Below are 13144 nucleotides of genomic sequence, written 5' to 3'. Positions count from 1 at the left end.
GTCAGATCAGGGGCCGGTGCCGGGTCAACTCGTCGTACACGCTGAGCACCTGGGCGACCGTCTCGTCCTCGGTCGGCCAGGTGGCGGCCTGCCGCACGCCCCGCTCCCTGAGCAGCTCCCGGCGGCCGGGATCGTCCAGCAGCCCCGCGACGGCGTCCGCGAGCGCCCGCGCGTTGCCGTACGGGACGAGTTCGGCGGCGTCGCCGACGAGTTCGGGGATGCCGCCGACGGCGGTCGCGACGAGCGGCACGCGCGCGTGGAGGGCTTCCTGGGCGAGCGGGGAGCGCGCCTCCCACCGGCTCGGCAGCAGCGCGACGTCGGCGGCGGCCAGCAGATCGGTGATGTCGTCGCGCCGTCCGACGAGCCGGACCGGCAGCTCCTCGTCCTCGATCCTGCGCTGGAGTTCGCCGCGCAGCGGCCCCTCCCCGGCGAGCACCACCAGCGGTACGGGGTCGAGGCGCCGCCACGCGTGGGTGGCGTCCAGCAGGACGTCGTAGCCCCGGTGCCGTTCGAGGGAGCCGACGGCGATCAGCAACGGGCGCCCGGTGGCGCCGAGTTCGGCCCGGATCTTGGGCCGCAGCAGGTCGGGGTCGTCCGGCACCGGGGAGGTGCGGGGCCCGGGGAGGGACACGGCGGCCAGCCGGGCGTCCCGCGCGCCCGTGCGGCGCGCCCGGTCGACGAGGGCGGAGGTCGTCCCGAGCACCACGGCGGCCGCCTTGACGACCCGCCGCTCCAGCACGCGCAGGAAGTGGGCGCGCGGGCCGTCGGCGCGCGCCCGGTCGTGCCAGGTGACGACGAGCGGGGTGTGCCGTCCGCTGAGGGCGAGCACGGTGCGGAAGGAGGCGTGCAGCCCGTGCGCGTGGACCAGGTCGGCGCCCGTGCAGGCGGCCCGGAGCGCGGCCACCGACGCCGGGTCGCTGCTGCGCGGCACGGGCACGTGGTCGGCGCCGGCGCCGGTGAAGTCGTAGGCGCGATCCGCCTCGACGGGGGCGCACACCGTGACCCGCACGCCCCTCGCGACGAGCCCCGCGGCCAGCGAGCGCACATGGGCGCTGCTGGCGGCGTTGCCACCACCCAGCACCTGCACGGTGCGCAGCGGTGAGTGGCTGCTCACGGGGGTCACGTGGTCGGGCTCCTGGTTCGGTTCGTGCGGTCCCGAAGAACGTACGGAAGGACCGGGCGAGTTCCTCGCCGTACTCCGTCAAGGATGCCAGGCCGTACGGCCGTTCCGACCACGCCGGCGTCCCGGGCCCGGGCCCGCACCGGACCACATGTCACCCACACGAGTGACGGAATCTCATCCCTCGTCCGGTGCGGCCCCCGGCTACCCGTCCGCCCGTGCCGTCGCCAGCAGCTCCTCCGCGTGGGCGCGGGCCGTCTCGGAGTCCTCCTGGCCGGCGAGCATGCGGGAGAGTTCGCGGATGCGGTCCTCGCCCTCGAGCACCTTCACGCCGGACCGGGTGACCGAACCGTCGCTGGTCTTCTCCACCAGCAGCTGCCGGTCGGCGAACGCGGCCACCTGGGGCAGGTGCGTGACGACCACGACCTGGGCCGTCTTCGCCAGCCGCGCGAGCCGCCGGCCGATCTCGACCGCCGCCTTGCCGCCGACACCGGCGTCGACCTCGTCGAAGAGGTACGTCGGCACGGGGTCCGTGCCCGCGAACACCACCTCCACGGCCAGCATCACGCGCGACAGCTCACCGCCCGACGCGCCCTTGGCGATGGGCCGGGGCGGCGCCCCGGGGTGCGGGGCGAGCAGCAGTTCGACCTCGTCCACGCCCGACGGACCGTAGGCGACCGTGCGCCCGCCCACCTCGACGCCCTCGGGGTCATCGGTCTGCCGGATGTCGAACGACACGCGTGCGTGCGGCATGGCGAGCGAGGCCAGCTCGGCGGTCACGGCCGCCGCGAACCGCTCCGCCGCCTCCGCCCGCGCGTCCGTCAGCTCCTGGGCCAGCGCGCCCAGTTCGGTGCGCAGCGCGTCCCGCTCGGCGGTGAGCTCCGCGATCCGCTCGTCGTCGCCGTCCAGTTCGGTCAGCCGCGCGGCGCCCCGCTCGGCCCACTCCAGCACCGACGCGATGTCCTCGCCGTACTTCCGGGTCAGCCCGGTGAGCGCGGCCCGCCGCTCCTCCACCGCCGCCAGCCGCAGCGGATCGGCGTCCAGGTCGTCGGCGTACCCCGCCAGGTCCCCGGCCACGTCGCGCAGCAGGATGCCGACCTCCCCGATCCGCTCGGAGAGCGCGGCCAGCGCCGGATCGTGCGCCCGTACGGCCTCCAGGGCCCGCTGCGCGCCCATGACGAGCGTCCCGGCGTCCACTCCCTCGGGATCCTCCGGATTGCCCGCGAGCGCGGCGTGCGCGACCGCCGCGGCGGACGCCAGCGCCTCGGCGTGCCCGAGCCGCTCGGCCTCCTCCGCCAGCTCCACGTCCTCACCCGCGCGGGGCTCCACGGCGGCGATCTCCTCGAGCCCGAATCGCAGCAGATCGGCCTCCTGGGCCCGCTCACGCGCGCGCGTGGTGATCTGTTCCAGCTCCGTGGTGACGGCCCGCAGCCGCTTGTACGCCTCGCCGTACTTGCCGAGCGGCACGGCGACCGCGTACCCGGCGTACCGGTCCAGCGCCTGCCGCTGCCGGGACAGCTTCAGCAGCCCCTGCTGGTCGGTCTGCCCGTGCACGGCCACCAGGTCGTCGGCGAGCTCGGCGAGCAGCCCCACGGGCACGCTCCGCCCGCCCAGGTGCGCCCGGGACCGCCCCTCGGCGGAGACGGTCCGGCTGACCAGCAGGGTCCCGTCGTCGAGCTCGGCCCCTGCGTCCTCGGCGCGCACGACGGCCGCCGAGCCCTCGGGCACGGCGATCCGTCCCTCGACCACCGCGTTCCGCGCGCCGATCCGCACCAGGGCCGCATCCGCCCGTCCACCCAGCAGCAGGCCCAGGCTGGTGACCACCATGGTCTTGCCCGCACCCGTCTCACCGGTGACGGCGGTGAAGCCGGGCGACAGCTCGACGACAGCGTCGTCGATCACTCCGAGCGACCGTATCCGCATCTCCTCCAACACGCACCCGACCTTACGAGGTCGAGGCCCGGGAGTGCGACCGGCCCACCCTTGTCACCCACGCGGGAGCAGGTGCCCAGGGGCGCGGGGAGCTGCGCGAACGGCCACGACCGGCCCGCGGCCGCCGACACTCCGGAACCACCCCATCGAGAACGCTAGTGCGGCGCCCCGCGCCATCCGGACACGGGCAACGCGAACTTCGCGACCAGCCGGTCGGTGAACGAGGCGTGGTGCAACCGGGCCAGGCGCACCGGCACGGCTCCCCGCCGCACCTCCACCCGGGCCCCGGCCGGCAGCTCCACCGTCCGCCGTCCGTCGCACCACAGCACCCCCGGCGGGATGTGCGGCAGCACCTCCACCGCCAGCACCGAGTCCGGCGAGGTCACCAGCGGCTTGGCGAACAGCGCGTGCGCCGAGATCGGCACCATCAGCAGCGCCTCGACCTCCGGCCACACCACGGGCCCGCCCGCGGAGAACGCGTACGCGGTGGACCCGGTCGGGGTCGCGCACACGATCCCGTCGCAGCCGAACCCGGTGACCGGCCGCCCGTCGATCTCCAGGACGACCTCCAGCATCCGCTCGGCGGACACCTTCTGCACGGCCGCCTCGTTCAGCGCCCAGTCCGTGTGCACGATGTCGCCGTTGCGGTGCACGACGACGTCGACGGTCATCCGCTCCTCGACCTCGTACGCCCGGCTCACCACCCGGTCGACCACCTTGTCCAGGTCGTCCCGCTCGGCCTCGGCGAGGAACCCGACCCGTCCGAGGTTGACGCCCAGCATGGGCACCCCGGAGGCGCGGGCGAACTCCGCGCCGCGCAGCAGTGTGCCGTCACCGCCCAGCACGATCAGCAGCTCGCAGTCGTCCAGGCACTGCGGGGTGGCCTCCTTGACGGTCTGCACGTCGTCCGGCAGCGGCAGGTCGCGGGCCTCGTCCTCCAGGACCCGCACCCCGAGACCGGAGCGCAGCAGCCCCTTGACCACGAGTTCGGCGCTGCGGATGGCCGCGGGCCGCCCGGTGTGGGCCAGCAGGAAAACAGTACGAGCTCGGTTCTGTGTCAACGCGGCCCCTCCGCCACAGCACGGTCGATGTCGGCCGGGTCCAGTTCCGGAGCCCCGGCCCGCAGCCACAGAAAGTATTCGACATTCCCGGAGGGTCCGGGCAGCGGACTCGCCGTGACGCCCTTCGCGCCGAGCCCCAGCTCCCAGGCCCTGTCGGCCACCCCGCGCACGGCCTCGGCGCGCAGCTGCGGGCTGCGGACGACCCCGCCGCTGCCCAGCCGCTCCTTGCCCACCTCGAACTGCGGTTTCACCATCATCACCAGATCGGCGTCCGGCGTCACGCACCGCTTCAGGGCGGGCAGCACCAGTCCGAGCGGGATGAAGGACAGATCCCCCACGACAAGATCCACAGGCTCCCCATCGATGACCTCGAGCGTCAACTCCCGCACGTTCGTACGGTCCTTGACGGTGACGCGTTCATCGTTGCGCAGGGTCCAGGCGAGTTGTCCGTATCCGACGTCCACGGCGACCACGTGGGCGGCGCCGGCCCGCAGCAGGACGTCGGTGAAGCCACCGGTGGAGGCGCCGGCGTCGAGCGCCCGCCGCCCCTCGACGACCAGCCCCCGCGGCACGAACGCGCCCAGGGCGCCGGCCAGCTTGTGGCCGCCGCGCGAGACGTAGTCCGGGTCGCCCGCGTCCTCGGCGACGACGATCGCGGCGGCGGTCTCCACCTGCGTGGCGGGCTTGGTCGCGACCGTCCTGCCGACGCTGACCCGCCCGGCGGCGATCAGCTGGCTGGCGTGCTCGCGCGAGCGCGCGAGCTTACGGCGGACCAGCTCCGCGTCGAGACGGCGGCGTACGACTCCTGCCACGTTCGGTTCAGCTCCTGTGTTCGTGAGGCGGATCGGGCTCGGGGCCCGGAGGGCCTCATTGCGGGGTGGTGGTCGGGTGACGGGCGGGAGCCCGGGGTCCCGGGTGGGCGTCGAGCGCGGTGAGCGCGTCGCGCAGCCCCCGGTGCACATCCTCGTACACCTCGAGGTGGCCGTCCGTGGTGAGGTGGTCGGCGTCGGCCAGCCGCTCCAGGCGGGCGTCCACCTCCAGGTGGCCGGTGGGGGTGCGCGGCACGTCCAGGGGTGCGGGGGCGGCGGGTCCGTCCTCGGGCGGCGGCTGCACGGTGCCCGGGTCCGTGCCCTCCGCCTCCGGCACTGCGTCGTTCATGCCCCGACGCTACCGCGAACGGCTGCGGTACCGTCGTCCGCGATGGCCACGATCGAGGAGTGCCGTACCGCACTCGACAAGCTTTCGGACAGCATGCAGGACGCCGAGGGGGACGTGCGGGCGGCCGCGGCGATGGACCGCTCGGTCAGCTGCCACGTCACCGACCTGGACGTGACCTTCGCCGGCCGGCTCACCGGCGGCCGGATCGAGGTGCACGAGACGTTCCCCGGCCCGCCGCGCGAGAGGGCGCAGATACGGCTCGCGATGGCGGGCGACGACCTGGTGGCCCTGGTCGACGGCGAACTGCACTTCGCCAGGGCCTGGGGATCGGGCCGGGTGCGGCTCGAGGCGGGGCTGCGCGACCTGTTCCGGCTCAGGAGGCTTCTGTGACGCCCACCTTCTCGGCCGTGCCCTTCGCCCGTGCCCTGCGGGCCGCCGGCACCACCAGCGGGGTGCCCGTCTCGGGATCGTCGATGACCTGGCAGCGCAGTCCGAAGACCTCCTCGACCAGCCCGGCGGTGACGATGTCCTTCGGGGCGCCCTGGGCGATGACCTCGCCCCCGCGCAGGGCGATGAGGTGGGTGGCGTACCGGGCGGCGTGGTTGAGGTCGTGGAGCACGGCGACGAGGGTGCGTCCCTGCTCCTCGTGGAGGTCCGCGCACAGGTCGAGCACGTCGATCTGGTGCTGGATGTCGAGGAAGGTGGTCGGCTCGTCGAGGAGCAGCAACGGCGTCTGCTGGGCCAGCGCCATGGCGATCCACACGCGCTGGCGCTGACCGCCGGAGAGCTCGTCGACGTAGCGTTCCGCCAGCTCGGCGACGCCGGTGCGGGCCATCGACTCCCGGACCACGCGCTCGTCCTCGGCGGACCACTGGCGCAGCAGGCCCTGGTGCGGGTAGCGGCCGCGGCCCACCAGGTCGCCGACGGTGATGCCGTCGGGCGCGATGGACGACTGGGGCAGCAGGCCGAGGGTGCGGGCGACCTTCCTGGCCGGCATCGACTGGATGGCCTGCCCGTCGAGCAGGACGCGCCCCCGGCTCGGCTTGAGCATCCGCGACAGCGCCCGCAGCAGCGTCGACTTGCCGCAGGCGTTGGGGCCGACGATCACGGTGAAGGAGTTGTCCGGTATCTCCACCGACAGCTGTTCGGCGATGACCCGCTGGTCGTAGGCCAGGGTGACGTTCTCGGCGGACAGTCGGTTCACGGTGCTCCTTCGGTGGTTCGTCCTGCTGCCGGTGGCGCTGCCGGCGCTCATATCCGGCCCGCTCTGCGCTCGGTGACCAGCAGCCACAGCAGGTAGACGCCGCCGAGCACGCCGGTGACCACGCCCACGGGCAGCTGCTCGGCGCCGAACGCCCGCTGCGACGTCCAGTCGGCGGTGATCAGGAGGGCGGCGCCCATGCACAGCGACGCGGCCAGGTTCGGGCCCGGCGAACGGGTCAGCCGCCGGGCGAGCTGCGGCGCGGTGAGCGCGACGAAGCTGACCGGTCCGGCGGCGGCGGTCGCGGACGCGGTGAGCAGCACGGCCGACAGCATCACCAGCAGCCGTACGCGCTCCACGCGCACCCCGAGGGCGTACGACACGTCGTCGCCCATCTCCATCATCCGCAGGCCGCGCGAGTTGGCCAGGACCAGCGGTACGAGGACGGCGCACAGGGCGAGCAGCGGCCAGACCTGGTCCCAGTCCCGGCCGTCGAGGGATCCGGTCATCCAGACGACCGCGCGGGCGGCGTCGACGATGTCGGACTTGGTGAGCAGATAGCCGTTGACCGCCGTGACGACCGCCGAGACACCGATGCCGACCAGGACCAGACGGTATCCGTGCACGCCCCGCTTCCAGGCGAGCGCGTAGATGGCGAACCCTGTCACCAGTCCGCCGGCGAGCGCGCCGAGGGCGACCTGGCCGGCGGTCCCGGAGAACAGCACGATCATCGTGAGGGCGCCGGCCGTCGCCCCCTGTCCGAGGCCGAGCACGTCCGGGCTGCCCAGCGGGTTGCGGGAGACGGACTGGAACAGCGCGCCGCCGAGCCCGAGGGAGGCGCCGACGAGCAGTCCGACCAGGACCCGGGGCAGCCTCAGTTCGGTGACGATGAACTCCTGGCCGGGGTCGCCCTCTCCGACGAGGGTCCTCAGGACGTCGCCGGCGGGGATCGGGAAGTCGCCGGTGCCGATCAGCACCACGCTCGCGGTGAGCGCCGCGAGCAGGAGCAGGACGACGACGGTGAGGGCGCGCACGTCCAGCCGGACCGAGAGGCCGCCGGGGGTCCGCACCGCGCGGTTGGTCTTCACAGCTGGGCCGTCCTCCGCCGTCGTACGAGAAAGATGAAGACCGGGCCGCCGAGGATCGCGGTGACGATGCCGACCTGGAGTTCGGCGGGCCGGGCCACGATCCGGCCGATCACGTCGGCGCCGAGCAGCAGCACGGGCGAGAGGATCGCGGCGTACGGCAGGATCCAGCGCAGGTCGGGTCCGGTGAAGGAGCGCACGATGTGCGGCACCATCAGGCCGACGAAGACGATCGGCCCGCAGGCGGCGGTCGCGGCCCCGCACAGCACCGTCGCGGCGAGCATGGACAGCGCGCGGGTGCGGCTGAGGTTGGCGCCGAGGGCCTTGGCGGTGTCGTCGCCCATGGCCATGGCGTTGAGCGGCCGGGCGAGCGCCAGCGCCAGGAGGGAGCCGGCGAGCAGGAACGGCAGCACCTGGGTGACGGTCGAGTCGGTCCCCGAGGCCAGCGAACCCACCGTCCAGAAACGCATCCTGCCGAGCGCCGCGTCGTCGAGGATCATGATGGCCTGGAGATAGCCGTACAGCGCCGCGCTGATGGCCGTACCGGCGAGCACCAGCCGCACCGGCGTCGCGCCCCGGCTGCCGCCGAGGAACCACACCAGCGCGCCGACGGCCGCCGCGCCGAAGAAGGCGAACCACACGTATCCGGACAGCGAGGTGACGCCGAAGAAGGTGATGGCGGTGACGACGGCGGCGGACGCGCCCGCGTTGATGCCGAGCAGTCCGGGATCGGCCAGCGGGTTGCGGGTGAGCGCCTGCAGGACCGATCCCGCCAGACCGAGCGCGGCCCCCGCGAGCACTCCGAGGACGGTCCGTGACAGCCTGTCGGCCACGACGACGTCGCCATAGGTGCCCGAGTCCTGGAACAGGCCGTGCCAGACCTGCTCCAGGGACAGCTCCTTCGCCCCGATCGCGATGCTCGCCAGCGCCACGAGCGCCAGGACCACCACGGAGACGAGCAGTCCGAGGACACGTATCGCCCGGCGGTTCGGGGGCGCGGGGGCGGTCTCCGCGCGCTGTTCGGGGGGACTCTCGACCAACACGCAGTTAGGTTAGCCTACCCTCGCAATCGATCACGATTCCCAGGTCGGGCTTCCCCGGCGGCGCGGGAGGCGCGGGTCCTCACAGTCCCAGCCGTGCCAGCGCCTTCCCGCCGTCCAGTTCGCACCCGCCGTCCCCGGCCGCCGTCCACGCCGCCGCGCACAGCGCCCGCAGCCCGTCCAGCGCGCCGCCGTCGCCCTCCAGTTCCAGCTCCCCGGCCCCGGCCGTCGCCGTCCAGCCACCGCACCGGAACCCGTCGCCCGCCACGACGACCTCCGGCTGCCCGGTGAGCATCCCGCGCAGATCGGCGTCGACATACGTCGGCCGGTGCTGCGGCGGCGCCGCGAGCAGCCGCGCGCCGTCCGTCACGCCGGTCAGCACCAGCAGCGAGTCGACCCCGCCGTGGAACGCGCCCTCGATGTCCGTGTCCAGCCGGTCCCCCACCACCAACGGCCGCTCGGCGCCCGTCCGCAGGATCGTCTCCCGGTGCATCGGCGGCAGCGGCTTGCCCGCGACCTGCGGCTCGGCGCCCGTGGCGATCCGTACGACCTCCACCGCAGCACCGTTGCCCGGGGCGATGCCCCGGCCGCTGGGAATCGTCAGGTCGGTGTTGGACGCGAACCACGGCAACCCGCGCGCCACGGCGTACGACGCCTCCGCGAACCTCCCCCACGGCAACTCGGGCCCGCCGTACCCCTGGACGACCGCCACCGGGTCGTCGTCCGCCGACTCCACCGGCACGAGCCCGCGCTCGCGCAGCGCCACCCGCAGCCCCTCACCGCCGATCACCAGCACCCGGGCGCCCTGCGGCACCTGTTCACCGACCAGTCGCGCGACCGCCTGCGCGGAGGTGACGACGTCGCCGGCCTCCGCCGGTATCCCCAGCTCGGTCAGATGGGCGGCCACGGCGTCCGGGGTGCGCAGGGCGTTGTTGGTCACGTAGGCGAGACGCATACCGCCCCCGCGGGCCGCGGCCAGCGACTCGACCGCGTGGGCGATCGCGCTCCCGCCCGCGTACACCACGCCGTCGAGGTCGAGCAGCGCCGTGTCGTACGCCTCGCTCAGGGCCTGCCCACTGCCCTCGGGCCTCGTCCTGACGCTCCGGCTCATTCCGCATCGCTCCTCGTTCGACGGCTTTCCCCCGATCATCCCCCATGCCACCGACAGCCGTACGATGCCGGGATGAACACTGCAGGTCACTCGACGGCAAAGGCGCCCCGGGGCCTGGAACTCACCCCGTTCCGAGGCCTTCGTTACGACCCCGACCGGGTCGGCAGCCTGGCCGCCGTGACATCCCCGCCGTACGACGTCGTCGTCCGCCCCGACGGCCTGCACCACCTCCAGTCCGCCGACCCGTACAACATCGTCCGGCTGATCCTGCCCGAGGCCGGCACGCCCGAGGCGCGCAACGCCCAGGCCGCCGACACGCTGCGCCGCTGGCGCGCGGAGGGGGTCCTGACCGCCGACCCGGAACCCTGCCTGTACGTCTACGAGCAGCGCGACGGCGGCGGCGTGGTGCAGCGCGGCATCATCGGCGCGCTGCGCGTCTCCGACCCCGACGAGCGACTGGTCCTGCCGCACGAGGACGTCATGCCGCACATCGTCGCCGACCGCGCGGACCTGATGCGGGCCACCTCCGCCAACCTCGAACCGCTGCTGCTCACCTACCGGGGCGACGGCCCGGCGACCGCCACGGCCGGTCTGATCGAGCGCACGGCCGGGCACCCGCCCCTGCTGGCGACCACCACGGAGGACGGTTTCCGCCACCGCCTGTGGTCCGTCACCGACCCCGCCGACCTGGCCGCGGTCCAGCGGGAACTCACCGGTCACCAGGCCCTCATCGCCGACGGCCACCACCGCTGGGCGACCTACCGGCGCCTGCGCGCGGAGCACCCCTCCCCCGGCCCCTGGGACCACGGCCTGGTCCTCCTCGTGGACACGGCCCGCTATCCCCTGCGCGTCCGCGCCATCCACCGTCTGCTGCACGGCCTGCCGGTCGCGGACGCCGTGGCCGCACTCGACGGCCTGTTCCGCGTGCGCCGCCTGGACGCGCAGCCGGCCGAGGCGATGAACGCCCTCGCCGAGGCGGCCTCGGCGGGCAACGCCTTCCTCCTCGCCGGGGACGGTGCCTTCCACCTCGTCGACCGCCCGGACCCGGAGCTGCTGGCCCGCACGATCCCGGCGGACCGTCCGGTGGCCTGGCGCACCCTCGACGCGACGGTCCTGCACGCCACGCTCCTCGACCACGTCTGGCGCGTCCCCGACTCCCCCGCCCGCATCGCCTACATCCACGACACGGCGGCCACGGTCGAGAAGGCGGAACGCGACGGCGGAACGGCCGTCCTGATGCACCCGGTGCGCGAGGACGTCGTCCGCGACCTCGCCCGTCAGGGCGTCACGATGCCGCGCAAGTCGACGTCCTTCGGCCCGAAGCCGGCGTCGGGCCTGGTCCTGCGCGCGCTCGACCTGTGACGAAGGGGCGGGCCTCCGCGGAGGCCCGCCCCTTCATGTCCGTCCCGCGTCCCGGACGTCAGTCCTTGTCGTCCTCGTCCGCGGTGTCGTCGGCCTCGTCCTCGCCGAGGGCGTCCACGAACTCCACGCCGTCCAGCTCGGCCAGCCGGTCGGAGGCGTCCGTGCTGCCGTCCCGGTCGGCCTCCACGGCCTTGGCGAACCACTCCCGTGCCTCACCGCTCCGGCCGGCGGCGTGCAGCGCGTCGGCGTAGGCGTAGCGCAGTCGCGCGGTCCACGGCTGGACCGAGTTGGACGCCAGCTCGGAGCTCTGCAGCGTCACGATCGCCGCGTCCAGCTGGCCCATGTCACGCCGGGCGCCGGCCGCGACGAGCCGCATCTCGACCTGTCCGGCCTTGTCCAGCTTCTGCACCTCGGGCGCCCCGGCCATGTCCAGCGCCTTCTCCGGCCGGCCGAGCCCACGCTCGCAATCGGCCATGAGGGGCCACAGCTCCACGGTCCCGGTCATCCGCCGCGCGGCCCGGAACTCGGCGAGCGCCTCGGCGTACTTCTGGTTCGCGTACGCGGCGAAGCCGGCGGCCTCCCGCACGGCGGCGACACGCGACGCCAGCCGCAGGGCCACCCTGGAGTAGCCGTACGCGCCCTCGGGGTCCTCGTCGATCAGCCGGGCGACCATCACCAGGTTCTTGGCGACGTCCTCCGCGAGCGTCTTGGGCAGACTCTGCAGTTCCTGCCGTACGTCCTTGTCGATCTCCTCGCCCGTGACGTCCTCGGGGATCGGCAGCCGCTTGATCGGCTCACGGTCGCGGTCCCGGTCCTCACGGAACCGCCCGCCACCGTGCCGGTCGTCCCGCCCACGGAACCCACCGGGCCGCCCACCACGGTCGTCCCGCCGAGGCCCACGCCCGCGGTCGTCCCGCCCGCGGAAGCCACCACGCTCCCCGCTGCGGCTCTCCTCGCGGCGGAAGCCACCACGGTCACCGCTGCGGGTGTCTTCACGGCGGAAGCCACCACGTTCACTGTCACGGCTGTCTTCGCGGCGGAAGCCGCTGCGCTCGCCGCCCCGGTCGTCACGGCCGCGGAAGCCACCACGATCGTCGCCGCGTCGGTCATCACGACGGCCGTACCCTCGGTCGTCGTCGCGACGGAAGCCAGGACGCTCGCCACCACGACTGTCGTCACGGCGGAAGCCACCACGCTCACCGCCGCGATCGTCACGGCCGCGGAAGCCACCACGGTCACCACCACGGCTGTCTTCGCGACGGAAGCCACCACGATCGTCGCCGCGTCGGTCATCACGACGGCCGTACCCCCGGTCGTCGTCGCGACGGAAGCCAGGACGCTCGCCACCACGGCTGTCGTCACGGCGGAAGGCACCACGCTCGCCGCCCCGGTCGTCACGGCCGCGGAAGCCACCACGATCGTCGCCGCGTCGGTCATCACGACGGCCATATCCCCGGTCGTCGTCGCGACGGAAGCCAGGACGCTCGCCACCACGGCTGTCGTCACGGCGGAAGGCACCACGCTCGCCGCCGCGGTCGTCACGGCCGCGGAAGCCACCGCGGTCACCACCACGGCTGTCTTCGCGACGGAAGCCACCACGATCATCGCCTCGTCGGTCATCACGACGGCCGTACCCCCGGTCGTCGTCGCGACGGAAGCCAGAACGCTCGCGATCATCGCCGCGTCGGTCGTCCCTGCGGTCATCCCGACCGCGGAAGCCACCACGCTCCGGCCGGCCACCGGTCCGGTCGTCCCGCCGGAAGCCACGGTCGCGGTCATCGCCTCGACGCGGGCCACCGCGCTGGCCACTACGGTCGGAGCGTTCAGGACGGTCACCACTGTCCCGTCGCCGCTGGTCGCGCTCCGGACGGTCGTCGGGAGAGTTGGTGGACATCGGTGACTCCTGTCTTCGGTACTGCAAGCGTAAATAAAAAAGGACCCCTGGTCCCAGCTGAACGCTGGTGACCAGGGGTCCTTCCAAAGATTGTTCGGCGGCGTCCTACTCTCCCACAGGGTCCCCCCTGCAGTACCATCGGCGCTGTAAGGCTTAGCTTCCGGGTTCGGAATGTAACCG

At 73.7% G+C, this 13144-nt stretch carries 13 protein-coding genes and 1 rRNA gene; 3 read left to right on the top strand and 11 right to left on the bottom strand.

Features of this window, described 5'->3' with window-relative positions:
• Position 1: 1 nt before the first annotated feature.
• From ACFY3N_RS30120 to ACFY3N_RS30100, 5 genes are all read right to left on the bottom strand, one after another.
• Positions 2–1123, bottom strand: coding sequence for a glycosyltransferase family 4 protein (locus ACFY3N_RS30120; protein ID WP_390819937.1), 1122 nt, complete (start codon positions 1121–1123; stop codon positions 2–4).
• Positions 1124–1324: 201 nt separating this feature from the next.
• Entirely contained in the window at positions 1325–3043 is a 1719-nt protein-coding gene (gene recN / locus ACFY3N_RS30115; RefSeq protein WP_390820057.1) for a DNA repair protein RecN, read from the bottom strand.
• A 164-nt stretch (positions 3044–3207) separates the two neighbouring features.
• Positions 3208–4113 (bottom strand): NAD kinase, encoded by a 906-nt coding sequence (locus ACFY3N_RS30110; RefSeq protein WP_030825524.1) that lies wholly within the window; start codon positions 4111–4113, stop codon positions 3208–3210.
• Positions 4110–4925, bottom strand: coding sequence for a TlyA family RNA methyltransferase (locus ACFY3N_RS30105; RefSeq protein WP_390819936.1), 816 nt, complete (start codon positions 4923–4925; stop codon positions 4110–4112). The genes ACFY3N_RS30110 and ACFY3N_RS30105 overlap by 4 nt, the downstream gene beginning before the upstream one ends.
• A 55-nt stretch (positions 4926–4980) precedes the next feature.
• On the bottom strand, positions 4981–5271 hold the full coding sequence (locus ACFY3N_RS30100; protein WP_390819935.1) for a hypothetical protein: 291 nt from the start codon (positions 5269–5271) through the stop codon (positions 4981–4983).
• A gap of 42 nt (positions 5272–5313) precedes the next feature.
• On the opposite strand from ACFY3N_RS30100, the gene ACFY3N_RS30095 reads away from it, so the two are divergent.
• On the top strand, positions 5314–5661 hold the full coding sequence (locus ACFY3N_RS30095; protein ID WP_390819934.1) for a sterol-binding protein: 348 nt from the start codon (positions 5314–5316) through the stop codon (positions 5659–5661).
• Here the strand turns inward: ACFY3N_RS30095 and ACFY3N_RS30090 are convergent.
• The 4 genes from ACFY3N_RS30090 to ACFY3N_RS30075 form a co-directional block, all read right to left on the bottom strand.
• On the bottom strand, positions 5645–6526 hold the full coding sequence (locus tag ACFY3N_RS30090) for an ABC transporter ATP-binding protein (protein ID WP_390819933.1): 882 nt from the start codon (positions 6524–6526) through the stop codon (positions 5645–5647). The genes ACFY3N_RS30095 and ACFY3N_RS30090 overlap by 17 nt on opposite strands.
• Positions 6523–7560, bottom strand: coding sequence for a FecCD family ABC transporter permease (locus ACFY3N_RS30085; protein ID WP_390819932.1), 1038 nt, complete (start codon positions 7558–7560; stop codon positions 6523–6525). Before ACFY3N_RS30085 ends, ACFY3N_RS30090 begins: the two co-directional genes overlap by 4 nt.
• Positions 7557–8600, bottom strand: a complete 1044-nt coding sequence (locus tag ACFY3N_RS30080) for a FecCD family ABC transporter permease (protein ID WP_390819931.1) — start codon at positions 8598–8600, stop codon at positions 7557–7559. The genes ACFY3N_RS30085 and ACFY3N_RS30080 overlap by 4 nt, the downstream gene beginning before the upstream one ends.
• Positions 8601–8679: 79 nt before the next feature.
• Complete coding sequence (locus ACFY3N_RS30075; protein ID WP_390819930.1) at positions 8680–9708, bottom strand: HAD hydrolase-like protein; 1029 nt, start codon at positions 9706–9708, stop codon at positions 8680–8682.
• A gap of 72 nt (positions 9709–9780) precedes the next feature.
• Here ACFY3N_RS30075 and ACFY3N_RS30070 point away from each other — a divergent pair, with 72 nt between their 5' ends.
• On the top strand, positions 9781–11070 hold the full coding sequence (locus tag ACFY3N_RS30070) for a DUF1015 domain-containing protein (RefSeq protein WP_390819929.1): 1290 nt from the start codon (positions 9781–9783) through the stop codon (positions 11068–11070).
• 58 nt (positions 11071–11128) lie between these two features.
• Here ACFY3N_RS30070 and ACFY3N_RS30065 read toward each other — a convergent pair whose 3' ends face one another.
• The gene (locus ACFY3N_RS30065) at positions 11129–11851 is read right to left on the bottom strand and encodes a hypothetical protein (RefSeq protein ID WP_390820056.1); all 723 of its coding nucleotides are present in this window, start codon (positions 11849–11851) and stop codon (positions 11129–11131) included.
• Between the two features lie 54 nt (positions 11852–11905).
• On the opposite strand from ACFY3N_RS30065, the gene ACFY3N_RS30060 reads away from it, so the two are divergent.
• Positions 11906–12970, top strand: a complete 1065-nt coding sequence (locus ACFY3N_RS30060; protein WP_390820061.1) for a hypothetical protein — start codon at positions 11906–11908, stop codon at positions 12968–12970.
• 86 nt (positions 12971–13056) lie between these two features.
• On the opposite strand, the gene rrf is transcribed toward ACFY3N_RS30060, so the two are convergent.
• Positions 13057–13144, bottom strand: a 5S ribosomal RNA gene (gene rrf, locus ACFY3N_RS30055); the annotation flags it as partial.

The sequence above is a fragment of the Streptomyces sp. NPDC000348 genome (assembly GCF_042898795.1).
Lineage (GTDB): Bacteria > Actinomycetota > Actinomycetes > Streptomycetales > Streptomycetaceae > Streptomyces.
Note: the sequence above shows the minus strand (reverse complement) of the source record. Positions and strands in the feature narration are given on the sequence as shown.